Origin of the sequence: Clostridium sp. AT4 (assembly GCF_001517625.2) — a bacterium.
Classification (GTDB): Bacteria; Bacillota; Clostridia; order Lachnospirales; family Lachnospiraceae; genus Enterocloster.
The window spans coordinates 1,072,907-1,089,986 of sequence record NZ_LN999828.1; the positions used below are offsets into that span (position 1 = coordinate 1,072,907).

A 17,080-nucleotide genomic window follows, 5' to 3' on the forward strand; every position below is an offset into this window, starting at 1 on the left:
TATAAAATGAGATTTGAAAGGATTAGAGACTAATTATGATGAAATGCGAATGGATATTGTGTCCTGTTTGTGGGAGCAAAACCCGTAATAAAATTAGGAAGGACACTGTTTTGAAGAATTATCCCCTTTATTGTCCAAAATGCAGACAGGAAAGATTGATTAAAGTTGACAACTTGAAGATAACTGTCATCAAAGAGCCAGACGCTTAAGACGCAGAGCCGATGAAATTGTGGAACAATTCACGAATCATCGGCTCTTTTTGTTTCGTATTTGAAAGAACAAACTCACCAAATAAAAAAAACGATATTCGGGTGGGTTATTTTGTTATACCCTAAATTACCCTCTGAATTTGTTTTTAAATTTGGAGGGATTTTTTTATGTTCTTTTTTCGGGCAGTTATCTATCTGCTCACACGAAATAAAGTTTATTCATACATAGCACATCGGGGAAAGGCAGAAAACCCCTTAAAAAAATTTCTGTCAGTGCAACGGGACTTCTCACCATGAAGGTAGAAGTAGAATCTCCATACAACAGAATTATTATTTCCCATAACCGTAAAGGTCACAGAGCCTTTGCGGTTTTTCTTTTGTCGATTTTTGTTGGAAAGCGCCGCAGGGGTGTTTCTGATGTGCGTTGCCGTTCTCCGCCTCTCCATCTGGATTTTAAGAATTTCAAAAATTCAGATAGGAGGTACTTACGGTGAAGTATGCACCAAGAAAAGTATATATCAAAGAAAGCGGCGGTTATGTGGAATTATCTTACACGGACTTCTGCCGCCGCAGGCAAGCCGACCAGACCTATATGGACAAGCTGTTTATCCCCATTCAAGGCTGTCTGCTTGAGGTAGTAAGGGAGCAATACACGGACTTCTACCGAGATAAGGAACGGTGGCGTTATCTGCAAAAATTAGATACGAAGAACAGCCTGCTTTCTCTGGATGGATTTACGGACAGCGAGGGGAATCCTCTGGACTTTATCGCTGATGAAGCGGCGGACATTGCGGAAACCGTTGTCAATGCGGTTATGGTGGACAGGCTGAAAGCCGCCCTGCCTTTGCTGTCGGATAGTGAACAGGAGTTGATACAGGCAATCTTTTTTGACGGACTTTCCGAGCGTGAAGTCGGGGCGAGGTTCGGCATAACCCAGAGCGTTGTGAACAAACGCAAAGCCAGAATCCTAATAAAACTAAGAAAGATAATAGAAAATTAAATTTTAAGGCGTTCAGCCCCCTTGTTTTTTCCTTTGGGAAAATGAGGGGGCTTTTCTCTGCCCTCTCAATCAATTCTGATTGGAGGAAATAAGAATGGCATACAACCACGGACGGGAGGACAGGAAATGGCGTATCTGGAAAGAAGCGGAGGAAAAGCTGCTGCGTGAGTGCGGCGTTGATGAAGCGACCATTGAGCAGATACGCATAGCGGACAGGGCAGACTTCAATTCCAACAGGCGGTTTTACCGATGGACGAATGACGTTGCGGAATACCTTGAGGATATGGCAGACAGGGAGCGGCAAGCGGAAGTGGGTACGGTTGCGGAGTTACTGGACGAGATTGAGAGCGAAAATCTCTATCAACTGTTAGTGACAGTAGACGGGCGTACCTTGAAAATCGTCCTGCTGAAAATGCAGGGGTATTCCACAAAGGAGATTGCCCCGCTTGTGCATTTGACGGCTGGGCCATCTATGCGAGGTTAGACCATCTTCGGAAGAAGCTGCGGAAAATTTTGTAAGCGTCTAATACATCCCATTATCCTGCGGGCTACTGGGTGGGGAGTGGAATCTCCCCGCTTATTTTTTGGCAGGAGGACAGAGGGATGGCATATAAGGCTAAGGCGTACACGCTTCGGGAGGAATCCACGGAAAGCGGAACAAGGTATTTTATCAGCTTCAAGGACGGGCAGGGGGAACACCATGAACTGGAAGTATCGGAGAATCTTTTCTTTGAGTTTCGGCAGATGGAACGGAAAAACAGAAACCTTCAGCAATGGAATCAACGCCACAGAGAGTTTAACGAGGTATGGGACGAAACCCTTTACAGACGGGCGTTGCGTGTGCCTAAGAGCCTTGATGAATGCATGATTGAAGAAGAACGGAATGAAACGCTCCGTAAGGCGGTTGAGAGCCTGCCAGAGATACAAAGGCGGCGTTTCCTGCTTTATTACGAGCATGATTTCAATTTTTACCAAATCGCTGCGATGGAGCATTGCACCGCTTCAGCAATACAGAAATCTGTTGCGATTGCAAAGGAGAAAGTAAAGGCGGAAATGAGGAAATATCTCCAACCGTGACTGATACCGCCCGAAAAAGAAATCTGTTTTTTATTTGTGTGGGATTGGCGGCATTACATACTCTCACTTTTTTTCGTGGGAGTAAATCTATTTCTAAGGAGGTCAACGCCTATGTGTAACGAAAACAAAGACACCGCCCGAAAGGAGGAAAGCCATGCAGAAGTTACAGACAGTCAACGCCGAAACGCTCCTTTATGAACCGCTTGAGAAGCCGTCCTTTGTGGTGGACAGCCTTATCCCCACAGGATTGTCGCTGTTCTGCGGCTCACAGAAGATAGGCAAGAGCTGGCTCATGCTGAAGCTATGCCTATGCGTGTCGCAGGGACTTCCCTTGTGGGATATGCCGACAATGGAGGGCGACGTGCTTTACCTCTGCCTTGAGGACACGTTCTGCCGCATACAGGACAGATTATTCCGCTTGACGGACGAAGCAAGCGGGCGGCTTCACTTTGCCGTGGCAAGCTGCAAGCTGTCAGACGGTCTTATCGTGCAGCTTGAGGATTATCTGAAAGATTACCCAGACAGCAGGCTCATTGTGATTGATACCTTGCAGAAAGTCCGTACAGCTTCAAAAGACAATGCCTACGCAAGCGACTATGGGGACATCTCCCTCATCAAAGACTTTGCCGACAGGCACTCTCTGGCGGTCATTGTCGTACACCACATCCGAAAGCAGAATGACAGCGACGTGTTCAACAAGGTGTCTGGGACGACAGGATTAACGGGGAGTGCGGACGCTACCTTTGTTCTGGAAAAGGAGAAACGTGCGTCTGACACCGCCAAGCTGTATGTGACGGGCAGGGACACGCCTTATCAGGAATACACGCTGCGTTTCCGTGATTGCCGTTGGGAGCTTGTGGAGCGGAAAACGCAGGAGCAGCTTGCGAAAGAAACGATACCAGATGTCCTTTTTCGGTTGGTGGATTTTATGAGGGATAAGGAAGAATGGATAGGCACGGCAACGGAACTGTTAGCCGCTATGGGGGAAACGGAAACCATACCCACGGTGATTACGAAATGGCTGAATGAATACCGCACCACATTTTTAAGCGAGAACCGTATCTGCTACCAGTACAGCCGCAGGAAAGACGGCAGGCGGATTGCCCTTGCAAGGAGGGCGGGTGACAGCGGTGACGGTGGTGACAGCGATATTAGGATACCCCCCTGTTACTGTCATTGACGCTTAAAGCCATGTAAAGCTGGCGGCTCTGCCCTGCGGGTGACAGCAGTGACGGTGGTGACAGTGATTTTAGGATACCCTGCCGCTGTCATCCCTACGGGAGAACACCCCGTAAACGCAAAATGCAGGCGTGAGATTTACTCGCCCTTTTCGGTCGTGTAAAACCACTCCTGCGGTCAGAAAAATCATTCCGATTTTTCCGACTGCGTTTACAGGGTGTAACACACTACACTTTGCCCTGCAAAGTCGTGTGCCAGACGTTCCCTCTGGACTCCCTTAAGGCAGGGCTGTGCCCTGCTATCCTACGCCTTACGGCTTCGGATAAAAGAATGGCGGCATGACGGTGACGGCTCTTGCGAGGGGGGGGGGGTATCCCAAAAACACCGTCATCATCGACATGACCGTCATGCAGGGGGTGAGGGTGACAGTTGCGGCAGTCGGCAGGGGGTATCCCAAAACTGCTGTCACCACCGTCACCGCTGTCACCCCAAAGGACGGTCACCCGCCGAAAGAAAGGAGGAATCCGCCTATGCCTTATGCAATCCTGCGTTTCCAGAAACGAAAAGCGGGCGGCGTTGCGGCTTGTGAACGCCACAACGAGCGGAAGAAAGAAGCCTACAAAAGCAACCCAGATATAGATATGGAACGCTCTAAAAACAATTACCATCTCATAGCACCACCAAAGTACACCTACAAGAAAGAGATTAACCGCATGGTAGCCGAAGCGGGGTGCAGGACAAGGAAAGACAGCGTGATGATGGTGGAAACGCTCATCACAGCTTCACCAGAATTTATGAACCAGTTACCGCCCGAAGAACAAAAAGCGTATTTCCAGACGGCTCTTGACTTCATTTCGGAGCGTGTTGGAAAGCAGAATATCCTCTCCGCTGTCGTCCATATGGACGAGAGAACGCCCCATATGCACCTCTGCTTTGTGCCGATTACGCCAGACAATAAGCTGTCAGCGAAAGCTATCTTAGGCAACCAGAAATCATTATCCGAGTGGCAGACCGCCTACCATGAGCGGATGTCCTCACGGTGGAATCAGCTTGAACGGGGGCAGTCCTCAATGGAAACCAAGCGGAAACACGTCCCCACATGGCTCTATAAATTAGGCGGTAGGCTTGATAAACAGTATGAAGAAATCGTGTCTGCCCTATCCGACATCAACGCCTTTAACGCAGGGAAGAAAAGGGATAAAGCGTTAGATTTACTCTCTGCATGGCTGCCAGACGTGGAGAAATTCTCTAAGGAAATCGGGAAACAGCAGGCGTATATCGACAGTTTGAAAGAGAGAATTGGGCAGGAATCAGACTATGCGGGGCGTATGCGTGATGAAAAGTACGAGCAGGAACTAAAGGTGCAGAAAGCGAATCAGAAGATATTTGAATTGCAGAGAACCAACGAGCAGATGGGGCGGCTGCTGTCAAAAATACCGCCCGAAGTGTTGGAAGAATTGCAGAAAAATCATAGAAGCAGAGCGAAAGAAAGGTAGATATGTGAATGAAGAAACAGGATTTTAAGGTGTTAAAGACCAAAGATTTGTACCCGTTCCCCGACAATCCGTTTCATGTGGCAGAAGATGAAACACTGTCAGAGTTAGCGGAAAGCATCAAGGAATTTGGCATTGTCACGCCGATAATCACACGCCCGAAAGAGGACGGGAACGGCTATGAAGTGATTGCGGGACAGCGGCGTGTCCGTGCTTCTGAACTTGCAGGGATAAATACCGTGCCTGCGTTTGTCCTGCCCTTAGACCGTGACCGAGCCATCATCACCCTTGTAGACAGCAATTTGCAGCGTGAGAATATCCTGCCATCGGAGCGGGCGTTTGCTTACAAGATGAAATCCGAAGCCATGAAGCGGCAGGGTTTCCGCACAGACTTAACCTCGTCACAAGTTGTGACGAAGTTGCGGACGGACGACAAGGTGGCACAGGGCTTCGGCGTGGGCAGGATGACCGTGCAGCGTTTTATCCGCCTGACGGAACTGATACCGCCGATTTTGCAGATGGTGGACGAGGGGAAAATCGCCCTCACGCCTGCGGTGGAACTGTCCTTCTTGAAGAAAGACGAGCAGGAAAACCTCTTTGCCACGATGGAGAGCGAAGAAGCAACGCCCTCACTCTCACAGGCACAGCGGATGAAAAGCCTAAGCCAGAGTGGGCGGCTTGACATGGATATGATATTTGCGATTATGACGGAGGAAAAGGGAAATCAGAAAGAAACCTTGAAAATCAACACAAGCAAGCTGAAAAAATACTTTCCGAAGAACACAACGCCGAAGCAGATGGAGGAAACCATCATCAAACTTTTGGAGCGTGAGTTGCAGAGGAAACGCAACCGTGACAGCCGCTAATCTTCTTTTTTCGGGAAGTAAATACAGAGAGTTGAGGTAGAGAGAATGAAAGAAATCCAGTATGAAATCGTAAAGGAAATCGCAGTATTGTCTACGGGCGACAGTGGCTACACAAAGGAAATCAATCTCATTTCATGGAATGGGAAAGAGCCGAAGTATGACATCCGCAGCTTTTCCCCGAACCGTGAAAAGTGCGGCAAGGGAATCACGCTGAACGCTGATGAAGCGGCGGCACTCCTTAAAGCATTACAGAAAGAATTAAACAGCGAGGATTAATGGTATCTGATTGGCAGGGCGGGGACATTTCCAAACTCTTCCCTGCCCTGTCTGGAAAGGAAGATTTAAGTATGGGCGAGGATAAGAAAGCAGATAAAAAGAGAAAGCGTATCGTGCCGAAAGCACCAGTGCAGATGATAATCAGCCGTGAATATGTCGGCACACAGACCGTTACAGAAGCGTTTGTCCCGATTATCTCCGAGGATATTCGGAAGAAGATTGCCGAGGGCGACACCTTCGACAATGAGGGGCTGTCCGCTTAGAATGTACGCAATGGGACATGAAAACAGATAGGACAGATACGGAGGTTTTACAGTATGGCAGGAATCAAAGAAGAAAAGAAAATCTATTTAGTCGGCATTTATTGCCGCTTATCTAAAGACGATGGTACGGATAACGAGAGTGCGAGCATTGCGACACAGAAATCCATCCTCACGGATTATGTGAAAAGGCAGGGATGGCACATAGCAAAAACGTATGTGGACGATGGTTATTCTGGTACAAATTTCCAAAGACCAAGTTTCCAGAATATGATAAAAGACATTGAAAGCGGTCTGATAAACTGCGTGATTACGAAAGATTTATCCCGTCTGGGGAGAAACTATCTTGATTGTGGGTTATATCTGGAAGTTTTCTTCCCAGAGCATAACGTGAGGTATATAGCGGTCAATGACGGCGTAGATACCTTGAATAAATCTGCTATGGACATCACGCCTTTCCGCAACATTTTAAACGAAATGTATGCCGCTGACATATCTGTTAAGATAAAATCGGCATATCGGGCGAGGTTTCAACAGGGGAAATTCATGGGAACTACCGCCCCTTATGGCTATATCAAAGACCCTGCCGACCACAACCATCTGCTGATAGATGATAAAGTGGCACATGTTGTAAAAGAGATATTCGACCTTGCATTAAAAGGGAATGGAGTTGCCAAAATTTGCAGACATCTTAATAAACAGCATATCCTACGCCCTGCCGCTTATGCGGCGGAGCGTGGCGAAACAGGCTTTGAACGTCATTTTGAGGGGAACGAGGACAAACGCTATATTTGGAGTGGAAACAGCGTGAGGAGCATTTTAAGAAGCCCGATATATGCGGGAAATCTTGTAGGCTACAAACGGATTGCCGCCAATATGAAAAGCAAGAAACGCCCCTCTAAGCTGCCCGAAGAATGGGAAGTGATACCCAATACCCATGAGGGAATAGTCACGCAGGAGGAATTTGATATTGTCCAACAGCTTATTACAAGTCGTAGGCTTCCACAGAACAAGGGAGGATTTGTAAATATTTTTGCAGGTGTTATCAAGTGTGTGGACTGCGGATGTGCTCTGCGGGCAATGAACGTACACAGGAGGAAACGCCCAGAGATTATCGACTGTGTACAGTATTCATGTAATAATTATGCAAGAAACGGAAGAAGCGAGTGTAGTGCCCACAATATAGAAGCAAGGGATTTATTCAATGCCGTTCTTGCCGACATCAACTGTTTTGCGGATATGGCAGTGAATGATGAAAAGGCGGTCAGGGCCATAGAAAAGCGGCTCACGGAAACAGACCAGAGCAGGGCGAAAGCATTAGAGAAAGAACGTAAGAAGCTGAACAAACGCCTTGCGGAACTGGACAGGCTGTTTTCCTCTCTCTACGAGGATAAGGTCATGGAGCGTATTACCGAGCGGAATTTTGAGATGATGTCGGGGAAATACCAGAAAGAGCAGCTTGAAATTGAAGCAAGGCTGAAAGAGGTGACGGAAACTCTTAATGAAAGCTACGAGAAATCACGGGGAATCCGTGACTTCCTCGCCCTTATCCGAAATTATCAAGGCTTAAAAGAACTGGATGCAACAGTTATAAACGCACTCATAGACAAGATACTTGTTTCGGAGCGTGAGAAGATGGCAGACGGAACAGTGAAGCAGGAAATCAAGATTTACTATAAATTCATCGGCTTTGTCGATGAATTACATATCATACCTACAAAACGGTGGGCAGCAATGCCCGCTAAAAACTGTACGGTGTGCGGCGTTGAATATGTCCCGGGCTCTGGTGCATCAAGGTATTGTTCTGCTTGTGCCAAGAAGATACGGAGGGAGAAATCAAACGAGAGCAAACGCAGGAGCAGAGAACAGAAAAGGATAGCATGTATGAACTGTCCGCAAAAAATGACCGACTGATGCGGGCCACCCGGGAAGCTTTCATATCGGCCTCCTGAAAAAAGATCTGTCCCAGGCGATCGCCTTAAATGACAGCAGCCGCTTAAGACAGGTAATCGGTCAGTTGACGCAGCTTTTGGAGGAATATCACCCTTCAAGGGAACAGGCTGTGAATGCCTGTGCCAATCTGTATTTTTTTATAGCATCTTTTTTTGAGGATGATGAAGAAGGCGGTTTTCCCTACGAGGTCAACATTATGGAAAAGCTGGGGCGTTTTGGCACACTGGAACAGATTTTGAAATGGATCCGCTGGTTTGAGGCTTCTATATCTGCTATTTTGGATCGGAGAAGAGACAGCCGCACGGATAAGATTGCGGAAATGGTCCGGGATTATGTAATGACCCATTATAAGGAACGGATCACTCTGGGACAGACAGCCGAAGCCCTGGGTATCAGCCAGGGGTATTTAAGCACGGCTTTTAAAAAGCAGACAGGGGAATCCTTTACAGGATTCGTGTCAGCCGTAAAGATTGAAAAGGCCAAGGAACTGATCGCCGGCCATCAGTATATGATGTATGAGATTTCCGATATGCTGGGCTTTGATACGCCTTTTTATTTCAGTAAGGTATTTAAAAAGATCGCCGGTCTTTCTCCGAAGGAATATGAAGCAGAATGTTTCAAAGCCGGCCATGAGGTGTAAAAGGGAAAAAGTGTAAAAAAGTGCAATAATATAAAAAAAGTATAAAAAGAAATAGGCCTGTCCTGAAATTTTTATAAAAAGTCTTTATTTGTTGAATGGGCTTTGGAAGCTGTTTTTGTTATAGTATACACAGAAAGCAAAGAGGTATTATTTTAAGGAGGGCTTTACAATGAGATTAAAAAAGGCAGCAGCGCTTACACTGGTAACCGCTATGACAGCTTCTATGGCAGCAGGATGCGGCAGCAGCTCATCCACAGCTGATTCCAAGGCGGAAGATACCACAGCGGCAGGAGAGAGCACGGAGGAGAAAAAAGAAGAGGGAGCTTCCGATGGGAAGAAGACCTTAAGCATTTCCGTATGGGATAATGATGCAACTCCTCAGTTTACCGCAGTGGCAGAGGCATTTATGGCAGCCAATCCGGATGTGACCATCGAGTTTATCGATGCTCCGTCAAGTGAGTATAACAACAAGGTAACGGTTATGCTGGCAGGCGGCGATTCCGAGCCGGATGTTATCTTTGTAAAGGATACAGAGAATCAGGTATCCATGAAGGAAAAGGGACAGATCTTAAATCTGGATGAGTACATTAAGAAAGATGCCATTGATCTTGGAATGTACCAGGGCGTAGCAGAGCAGCTTCAGATGGACGGAAGCAATTACACCCTTCCATTCCGCAAAGACTGGTATATGCTGTTCTACAACAAGGATCTTTTTGATAAGGCAGGCGTTGCGTATCCATCCGCTGATATGACCTGGGATGAGTATGAAGAACTGGCAAAGCAGATGACAAGCGGCGAGGGCAGCAGCAAGGTATACGGAACTCATAACCATACCTGGCAGGCACTTGTTTCTAACTGGGCCGTACAGGATGGAAAGAACACCCTGATGAGCGAGGATTACAGCTTTATGAAGCCGGCTTATGAGCAGGCCGTACGGATGCAGGATGAAGGCATTATGCAGTCTTATGCGAACTTAAAGACAGGAAGCATCCATTATATCAGCGTATTTGAGCAGCAGCAGTGCGCAATGCTTCCTATGGGTTCCTGGTTTATCGGTACTCTGATCCAGGATAAAGAGGCAGGAAAGTTCGGCTTTAACTGGGGCGTAACCACCATTCCTCATCCGGAAGGCGTAGAGGCAGGAGCTACCGTAGGATCTACTACACCCGTTGCTATCAACGCAAAGTCAGATGATCCGGATCTTGCATGGGAGTTTGTAAAATTTGCAACCGGTGAGGAGGGCGCAATGGCTCTGGCTGACAACGGTATCTTCCCGGCTGCATCTACCGATGCGATCAATGAGAAGCTGGCAGCAATTCCCGGTTTCCCTGAGGATGGAACCGACGCTTTAAATATCACAAGCTGGGTACTTGACCGTCCGATCGATGCCAAGATGGCAGCAGTAAGAAAGGTTCTTGAGGAAGAGCATGACCTGATCATGATCGGTGAAGAGGATATTGATACAGGTATTGCAAACATGAACCAGAGAGCAAAGGAAGCAAGAGAGGACTAATCCTCATTTTGGATCCAAAGCCATAATACAAAACGTAAGAGCGTCTGATTTCAGTCTTCAGCGAAAGTTGGACGCTCTTTTTGTACCCTTATATAAGGACAGGTGAGAAAAAATGACACAAAAACAGAAAAAAATATTAAAGAGGAACCTGATCGGATACTCTTTTATCCTCCCCAATTTTATCGGATATTTTCTCTTTATTTTCCTTCCGGTGATCTTTACATTCGTTCTCTGTGTGATGAAATGGGACGGTTCTTCTGCTCCCATGGAATTTGTAGGACTTCAAAACTTTGTAAAACTGTTTCATGACAGCAGTTTTATTATTTCGTTTAAAAATACGATTTATTACGCCGTATTTACCGTGCCCCTTACTATGGTGGCGGCTCTTCTCATTGCAATTCTGTTAAATTCCAAGATCAAGGGAATTGTGATTTACCGTACCGCCTTCTTTTTCCCTTATGTGGCATCTTTGGTGGCTGTAGGTGCGGTCTGGAATATGCTGTTCCAGCCGGAGTTTGGACCGATCAATGAATTTCTAAAATGGATCGGGATCGCCAACCCGCCGAAATGGTGCGCTTCTACCGACTGGGCCATGTCCGTTATTATTATCGTCAGCGTGTGGAAATACATGGGCTATTACATGGTCGTTTATCTGGCTGCACTTCAGGGCATTTCCGGAGATCTTTATGAGGCAGCCAGCATTGACGGAGCAACCGGCTTTAAGAAGTTCCGCTATATTACCCTTCCCATGTTAAAGCCAACGACTTTCTTTGTTATCATTATGATGACGATCCAGTGCTTTAAGGTATTTGACCTGATCTATGTTATGACAGGCGGAGGCCCTGGACGTGCAACCAATGTGCTTGTAAACCATATTTACAATGCAGCCTTTGTTGACTTTAAGTTCGGTTATGCCAGCGCCAGCGCTCTTGTGCTGTTTGCTGTTGTTCTGGTGGTTACGCTGGTACAGTTCCAGGGTGAAAAGAAATTCACCGATTATGTATAAGGAGGAAAGATCATGGAAACAAGAAAAAACGTTAACCGCATATTTATCTATGGTCTTCTGACTGTACTTGCCATTTTAGTGGTAATACCGTTCGGATGGATGCTCCTTGCATCTGTAAAGACCAGTAACGAGGTGTTCAGCATCCCCATGCGTCTGCTCCCCAAGGAATTTCAGTGGGTCAACTATCAGACCATCTGGGAGAAGATCCCGCTTCTTACCTTCTTTAAAAATACATTTAAAATTGCCATCTGCACCACAGCCGTTCAGGTTCTCACCAGCTGTTTTGCAGCCTACGGCTTTTCAAAAGTTCAGTTTAAGGGAAGAGATACCCTGTTTTTAATTTCTGTTACCACCTTTGCAGTACCCTGGCAGGCATACATGGTAACGCAGTTTGCACTGATTTCCCGTATGCATCTGACCGACTCCCATTTGGGATTGATCCTGATGCAGGCATTCTCCGGTTTTGGCGTATTCCTGATCCGTCAGTTTATGATCGGTGTACCAAATGAACTTTTGGAGGCAGCCAGAATTGATGGCTTAAACGAATACGGAATTTTTGCAAGAGTGGCGCTTCCTCTGGTAAAGCCTGGAATTGCAACCCTGGTTATTTTTACATTTGTAAATATCTGGAATGACTTTATGGGGCCCTTGATCTATTTAAACAGTACAGAGTTAAAGACCATCCAGTTAGGTATCCGTATGTTTATTTCCCAGTACGGCGCAGATTATGCACTGATCATGGCTGCTTCAGTCTGCTCTCTGATCCCTGTGCTCATCGTATTTATGGTATGCCAGAAGTGGTTCGTGGAAGGCATCACAGCCGGCGGCGTAAAGGGGTGAGCCTATGACAGGAGAAGTGATGAAGGAGCAGGCCGGATACTGTAAGAGCCGCTGGGCTGATCAGTGCAGCCACAGTATACAGACCGCAGAGGATGTTTTAAATCGGAAATTTCTCTTTGATCTGCCCTGGGATATGGAGCAGACCACGGAGCCTGTGATTTTTACAGATCAGATTGACTGGCAGTATATGCCCGGAGGCGATCCTGAGTTTATCTATCAGTTTAACCGTCACCGCTATTGGATCTGTATGGGTCAGGCCTATGCGCTTACAGGAAATGAAGCCTATGCGGCCTGCTTTAAAGAGCAGCTTTTATCCTGGATTTCGGAAAATCCGATTACAGAGTCTACAAAAAAGACTACCTGGAGAACCATTGAAGCCGGTATCCGCGGAGAAAACTGGTGCAAAGCCATTGAGTATTTTGAATCCAGTCCCCATATGGGAGATGAGGAGAAACAGGCCTTTATAAAGGGCCTGCTCCTTCATGGGGAATATCTTTTTAACTGCCGGGTTCCGTTCAGCGATAAGAGCAACTGGGGCGTTTTGGAAAATCACGGACTTTTCTGTATCGGAGCCTTCCTTTCAAAAAAGGAATGGGCGATTGAGGAAAGCAGCCGGAAAAAGGGCGCTCTTTATATCGAAGAGGCTTTAAAAAGGCTTAAGCGGGAGCTGGCAATCCAGGTAATGGACGACGGAGTCCACTGGGAACAGTCTCCCATGTACCATAATGAGGTTCTGCGTTGTATTCTGGAGGTTTTAAGGGTCGCAGAGCTGTATGAGATTCCGGTGGCGGAGGATATTGAAAATGCGGCCAGAGCTATGGCCATGGCAGATCTTTTGTGGAGCAAGCCGGATCATACCCAGCCTGCAAACGGGGACAGCGACCGGACAGATCTTCGGGATGTGCTTACACCGGCCGCATGGCTGCTTAAGGATCCGCTTCTTCGCTTTGGAGGTTATGACTGTCTGGATTTTGAAAGTGCCTGGGAAATGGGAATGGAGGCTGTGATCGGCTATGAACAGATGACGAAGGAAACTCCCCAAAATGAGCTGGTTTCTCTGGAGGCCAGCGGACAGGCCGTTCTGCGTTCCGGATGGGATCAGAAGGCAGATTACCTTCATTTCATGTGCGGAAGCCTGGGAGGCGGCCACGGCCACTTTGACAAGCTCCATCTGGATCTGTCTTATGAGGGAGAGGACGTGTTGATCGATACAGGACGTTATACCTATGTGGATGGAACTCTGCGCAGGACATTAAAGTCTGCAAAGGCTCACAATGTCCCTATGGCAGATGACAGAGAATATACAGAGTGTACTGGCTCCTGGAATGTAAGAAATGCCGCAGCTTATGCCGGAATGAGAGTGGTGCAGAAAGGGCAGTATACACTGTTTGAGGGAGCCCATCTGGGATATATGGATGCGGGAGTCTATGTATGCCGAAAAGTTCTGTCGATCGGTACAAAGATTCAGATAATCGCAGACAGTTTTTACGGTTTTGGGGAGCATGTGTGCAGTCAGCACTTCCACTTAAATCCAGCCGGACAGACAACGCTTACAAAGGAAGACCAGGCATCTGGTTTGGGATTTTCCTATCAGGGAATCAAAACAGGAGCAAAGGCGTTTGTTCTGACGCCGGGAGCAGAAATCTCTATGGAGCAGGGGCCGGTATCCTTCCACTATAACCAGCTTACGGAATGTCCCTGGATCTGCATCCGAAAAAAGATGGCTCTTCCAGGCACTCTGATTACAGTCATTTTTAATGACAATACAGCAGACGCCAGCCTGGTTCCGGTGACCGTTCCAGTAACAGGAGAAGTGTTAAAGGATCAGGATGCTCAGGCCCTGCGTATCAGAATGGGAGACCATTCCTATCTAGCCGTATTCAATCATCGGGAGACAGGCGCCGATATGGAATATATCGGAGCAGACGGACATTACGGCCTGGGCCGGGTGATGATCTGTGAGGAAAACCAGCCGGAACCTGAAATGACGGTTCTTTCCTGGTAAAACTGCCCGATTGGGAGCAGAATCATATAACAAATGGAGAAAAATTATGCAGACAGCGGAACGCTTAGAACAATATGAAAGAATTACAGGCCGGGAAGCAGAAGATTTTCTGGCCAGGGCAGTGAAACTGGTACAGGAAAACCTGCCGGAATTTACAGAATATTTTCCCGATTCCAACAGCGAGGAAAATTTTTATCCGCAGACGGAAAACAGAGAATGGACCACCGGCTTTTGGACCGGAGAGATCTGGCTGGCTTATGAGCGAACAAAGGATGAGAACCTGAAAAAAGCGGGGCTGCTTCAGGCAAAGTCTTTTTTAAAGAGGATTACAGAGCGTGTGGACGTAGATAACCACGATATGGGATTTCTTTATACTCCGTCCTGTGTGGCGGCTTACCGGCTTACCGGTGATGAAACTGCAAAAAAAGCCGCCCTTATGGCAGCGGATAATCTGATGGAACGGTTTCAGGAAAAGGGAAGGTTCTTTCAGGCCTGGGGTGAACTGGGAGCAAAGGACAATTACCGTCTTATCATTGACTGTCTTTTAAATATGCCTTTGCTGTTTTGGGCCAGTGAGGTGACAGGAGATCCAAAGTACAGAGAAAAGGCGACGGCTCACATTCTCACAGCCATGAACTGTGTGATCCGCCCGGATCATTCCACCTACCATACCTATTTCTTTGATCCTGAGACGGGAGAGCCTGTAAAGGGTGTGACGCATCAGGGCAACCGCGACGGTTCCGCATGGAGCAGAGGACAGGCCTGGGGAATTTACGGCAGTGCTTTAAGCTATCATTTCTTAAAGGATCCTGCATATATTGATATTTTCAGAAAAGTTACAGATTATTTTGTAACGCATCTGCCTTCCGATCTGATCCCCTACTGGGATTTTGATTTTGATGACGGCAGTACAGAACCCAGAGATTCCTCCTCCGCAGCAATCGCAGCCTGCGGTATGCTGGAGATGGCAAAATATCTGGAGCCTGAGGAGGCAGAAAAATATACAGCCCTGGCAGAAAAACTGATAAAGGCCCTTTGCGATCACTGCGCCGTAAAGGATCACAGTGAGTCAAACGGCCTTCTTCTTCACGGAACCTATGCCAGAGCCAGCAAGGGAAATCCCTGTACCAACCGGGGGGTGGATGAGTGCAATACCTGGGGAGATTATTTCTTCATGGAAGCCCTCACCCGTCTGACCGCCGACTGGAAGGTATACTGGTATTAGTTTCCGTTTAAAACGTATTCCTTATCATAAATGACTTCTGGAAGGGTAGAGGCATCAGATGCTTCTACCTTTCCTTCTACATTCTTATCATCATCAATATAGTAGATAGTGCCGCCGGAAATTTTATACATATAGGAACCGTCTACCTTATAATTTTTGCTGTCCGTCTGAACCTTTCCCGATTCATTTACAAGGTACAGGCGGTTTTTTACCTCAAAGACTTCAAAATCAGAGCCGTCTTCGGCCTCTACCAGCCGTCCCTGATAGTAAAGATAGCCGTCCTTGGTGCCGTTTAGACCGGCTCCCTTATCAGAACCGGAGTCTGCAAAGTAATAGGTGCCGCTGTCTCCGTCTACATTCAGATTGGTCTTCTTTCCGGTCACCATTTTTCCGTCGGAGTTACTGTCTCCGAAATAGCCTACCATTTCTTCCCCGGACTGGTTTACCATGCGGATCATACCGGTCTGGCGCACGCCGTAAGGGTTAAAGAAATAGGAATCCCCATTCACCTTTGTAGTAGCCCGGCTCATGCTGGAGGCTTTTGCATTTAAATAGGCCGGCGTTCCGTCGCTTTCAAAATAGTACCAGTTGGAATCTCCGTCTTCTGGCATTTCGTCCGTGTCTCCCTCTGCAAGCTCATCCTTGTCATCACAGCTTGCAGGATGCTCCGTCAGCTCCAGCCAGGTATCTCTTGCCATAGTACCGTCATTTTCATCGCCCAGATAGACAAAGCGGCTGATCCCTGTCGTGTCTCCTGCCTCGGCCTCCTCCTCAGCAGCGATCCAGCCTGTCATCATAACGCCGTCCTCATTAAAATAATATTTCCGGTCATTGATGGTTTCGACTGCGTAGGTACGGTCATCTGCCCTTTTTGCCTTGCCGTTGGACTGAAAGTAAAACCATTTGGAGGAATCGGAGGCAGAGCTGCGTGCTTCGGAAATGTCGCCGTCTTCGGGCTTGTCCTCTTCATCGTAATCCAGACACTGCCAGCCGGTTTTGGCATAGCCCTGGTTCTCGCCGCCCAGATAGTAGATATCATCCCCGTCAAAAAACCAGCCCGTACGCATCCGGCCGTCGCTGTCAAAGGCATATTTATACGTTCCAATGGTTTCCCAGCCGTCACGCTCAAGCTTTCCCTTAGAATCCGTATAGTACCAGCCCGCAGGCTTTGAGCCGCCCTCCTCGGTGATGTGGATCCAGGAATTCTTGACCATGGCGCCGGAATCATTTACATAGTATTCATCGTCGATCCACTGGTTCACAGTCATCTTTCCGTCGCTTCCCAGATAAAAGGAAGAGTCGCCGGAGGTTTTCCAGGTATTTGTCACATAGTTTCCGGAAGCATCCTTATAACGCCAGGTGCCGTCCTCCGTGACCCAGCCGATATCCGCGGCCTGAGCGCAGAATGCAGAACCCAAAGAGAGAAGCAGGGCTGCTCCGAGGGTAGGAATGAATGACTTGTATTTTTTCATGATCAAAGGTTCTCCTTCTGGTAATTTTTTGAAATTTACAGGTCTATTGTATCATATAGAAAAGTT

The 17,080-nt window shown here is 47.4% G+C and carries 16 protein-coding genes and 1 pseudogene; 16 read left to right on the top strand and 1 reads right to left on the bottom strand.

From position 1 onward, the window contains the following. The first annotated feature begins 35 nt into the window (after nucleotides 1-35). The 16 genes and pseudogenes from BN3656_RS11165 (at nucleotide 36) to BN3656_RS11250 (ending at nucleotide 15,542) form a co-directional block, all read left to right on the top strand. Nucleotides 36-209 (top strand): cysteine-rich KTR domain-containing protein, encoded by a 174-nt coding sequence (locus BN3656_RS11165; protein WP_071705139.1) that lies wholly within the window; start codon nucleotides 36-38, stop codon nucleotides 207-209. 490 nt (nucleotides 210-699) lie between these two features. Further along, nucleotides 700-1,209: a sigma-70 family RNA polymerase sigma factor gene (locus BN3656_RS11180; RefSeq protein WP_009320316.1), complete on the top strand. Its 510-nt coding sequence runs from the start codon at nucleotides 700-702 to the stop codon at nucleotides 1,207-1,209. A 94-nt stretch (nucleotides 1,210-1,303) separates the two neighbouring features. Continuing rightward, nucleotides 1,304-1,728: pseudogene (locus tag BN3656_RS11185) on the top strand (sigma-70 family RNA polymerase sigma factor). Between the two features lie 84 nt (nucleotides 1,729-1,812). Next, nucleotides 1,813-2,286, top strand: a complete 474-nt coding sequence (locus tag BN3656_RS11190; RefSeq protein ID WP_009320314.1) for a sigma factor-like helix-turn-helix DNA-binding protein — start codon at nucleotides 1,813-1,815, stop codon at nucleotides 2,284-2,286. Between the two features lie 154 nt (nucleotides 2,287-2,440). Further along, a complete protein-coding gene (locus tag BN3656_RS11195; protein WP_009320313.1) occupies nucleotides 2,441-3,466 on the top strand; it encodes an AAA family ATPase in 1,026 nt (341 codons plus the stop codon). Nucleotides 3,467-3,995: 529 nt separating this feature from the next. After that, nucleotides 3,996-4,961, top strand: coding sequence for a MobV family relaxase (gene mobV, locus BN3656_RS11200; protein WP_001820668.1), 966 nt, complete (start codon nucleotides 3,996-3,998; stop codon nucleotides 4,959-4,961). Between the two features lie 8 nt (nucleotides 4,962-4,969). Continuing rightward, entirely contained in the window at nucleotides 4,970-5,824 is an 855-nt protein-coding gene (locus tag BN3656_RS11205; RefSeq protein WP_009320312.1) for a ParB/RepB/Spo0J family partition protein, read from the top strand. 45 nt (nucleotides 5,825-5,869) lie between these two features. Then, nucleotides 5,870-6,100, top strand: coding sequence for a PC4/YdbC family ssDNA-binding protein (locus tag BN3656_RS11210; RefSeq protein WP_000659122.1), 231 nt, complete (start codon nucleotides 5,870-5,872; stop codon nucleotides 6,098-6,100). 71 nt (nucleotides 6,101-6,171) lie between these two features. Continuing rightward, nucleotides 6,172-6,363, top strand: coding sequence for a hypothetical protein (locus tag BN3656_RS11215; RefSeq protein ID WP_001820669.1), 192 nt, complete (start codon nucleotides 6,172-6,174; stop codon nucleotides 6,361-6,363). Nucleotides 6,364-6,417: 54 nt separating this feature from the next. After that, a complete protein-coding gene (locus BN3656_RS11220) occupies nucleotides 6,418-8,274 on the top strand; it encodes a recombinase family protein (RefSeq protein WP_009320311.1) in 1,857 nt (618 codons plus the stop codon). A gap of 103 nt (nucleotides 8,275-8,377) precedes the next feature. Beyond that, the gene (locus BN3656_RS11225; RefSeq protein WP_242962992.1) at nucleotides 8,378-8,953 is read left to right on the top strand and encodes an AraC family transcriptional regulator; all 576 of its coding nucleotides are present in this window, start codon (nucleotides 8,378-8,380) and stop codon (nucleotides 8,951-8,953) included. 169 nt (nucleotides 8,954-9,122) lie between these two features. Further along, entirely contained in the window at nucleotides 9,123-10,466 is a 1,344-nt protein-coding gene (locus BN3656_RS11230; protein ID WP_066548057.1) for a sugar ABC transporter substrate-binding protein, read from the top strand. 112 nt (nucleotides 10,467-10,578) lie between these two features. Beyond that, nucleotides 10,579-11,472, top strand: a complete 894-nt coding sequence (locus BN3656_RS11235; RefSeq protein ID WP_066548059.1) for a sugar ABC transporter permease — start codon at nucleotides 10,579-10,581, stop codon at nucleotides 11,470-11,472. A gap of 12 nt (nucleotides 11,473-11,484) precedes the next feature. Continuing rightward, nucleotides 11,485-12,312, top strand: a complete 828-nt coding sequence (locus BN3656_RS11240; protein WP_066548062.1) for a carbohydrate ABC transporter permease — start codon at nucleotides 11,485-11,487, stop codon at nucleotides 12,310-12,312. A gap of 4 nt (nucleotides 12,313-12,316) precedes the next feature. Then, nucleotides 12,317-14,317, top strand: coding sequence for an alginate lyase family protein (locus BN3656_RS11245; RefSeq protein WP_066548064.1), 2,001 nt, complete (start codon nucleotides 12,317-12,319; stop codon nucleotides 14,315-14,317). Between the two features lie 46 nt (nucleotides 14,318-14,363). Next, the gene (locus BN3656_RS11250; protein WP_066548067.1) at nucleotides 14,364-15,542 is read left to right on the top strand and encodes a glycoside hydrolase family 88 protein; all 1,179 of its coding nucleotides are present in this window, start codon (nucleotides 14,364-14,366) and stop codon (nucleotides 15,540-15,542) included. Here BN3656_RS11250 and BN3656_RS11255 read toward each other — a convergent pair. Continuing rightward, nucleotides 15,539-17,014: a hypothetical protein gene (locus tag BN3656_RS11255; protein WP_066548073.1), complete on the bottom strand. Its 1,476-nt coding sequence runs from the start codon at nucleotides 17,012-17,014 to the stop codon at nucleotides 15,539-15,541. The genes BN3656_RS11250 and BN3656_RS11255 overlap by 4 nt on opposite strands. Nucleotides 17,015-17,080: the final 66 nt, after the last annotated feature.

Excerpts from the sequence above, each read along its gene's own strand:
- BN3656_RS11165 (WP_071705139.1), top strand. The coding sequence starts at position 36 with ATGATGAAATGCGAATGGATATTGTGTCCTGTTTGTGGGAGCAAAACC.
- BN3656_RS11190 (WP_009320314.1), top strand. The coding sequence starts at position 1,813 with ATGGCATATAAGGCTAAGGCGTACACGCTTCGGGAGGAATCCACGGAA.
- BN3656_RS11195 (WP_009320313.1), top strand. The coding sequence starts at position 2,441 with ATGCAGAAGTTACAGACAGTCAACGCCGAAACGCTCCTTTATGAACCG.
- mobV (WP_001820668.1), top strand. The coding sequence starts at position 3,996 with ATGCCTTATGCAATCCTGCGTTTCCAGAAACGAAAAGCGGGCGGCGTT.
- BN3656_RS11205 (WP_009320312.1), top strand. The coding sequence starts at position 4,970 with ATGAAGAAACAGGATTTTAAGGTGTTAAAGACCAAAGATTTGTACCCG.
- BN3656_RS11210 (WP_000659122.1), top strand. The coding sequence starts at position 5,870 with ATGAAAGAAATCCAGTATGAAATCGTAAAGGAAATCGCAGTATTGTCT.
- BN3656_RS11215 (WP_001820669.1), top strand. The coding sequence starts at position 6,172 with ATGGGCGAGGATAAGAAAGCAGATAAAAAGAGAAAGCGTATCGTGCCG.
- BN3656_RS11220 (WP_009320311.1), top strand. The coding sequence starts at position 6,418 with ATGGCAGGAATCAAAGAAGAAAAGAAAATCTATTTAGTCGGCATTTAT.
- BN3656_RS11230 (WP_066548057.1), top strand. The coding sequence starts at position 9,123 with ATGAGATTAAAAAAGGCAGCAGCGCTTACACTGGTAACCGCTATGACA.
- BN3656_RS11235 (WP_066548059.1), top strand. The coding sequence starts at position 10,579 with ATGACACAAAAACAGAAAAAAATATTAAAGAGGAACCTGATCGGATAC.
- BN3656_RS11240 (WP_066548062.1), top strand. The coding sequence starts at position 11,485 with ATGGAAACAAGAAAAAACGTTAACCGCATATTTATCTATGGTCTTCTG.
- BN3656_RS11245 (WP_066548064.1), top strand. The coding sequence starts at position 12,317 with ATGACAGGAGAAGTGATGAAGGAGCAGGCCGGATACTGTAAGAGCCGC.
- BN3656_RS11250 (WP_066548067.1), top strand. The coding sequence starts at position 14,364 with ATGCAGACAGCGGAACGCTTAGAACAATATGAAAGAATTACAGGCCGG.
- BN3656_RS11255 (WP_066548073.1), bottom strand. The coding sequence starts at position 17,014 with ATGAAAAAATACAAGTCATTCATTCCTACCCTCGGAGCAGCCCTGCTT.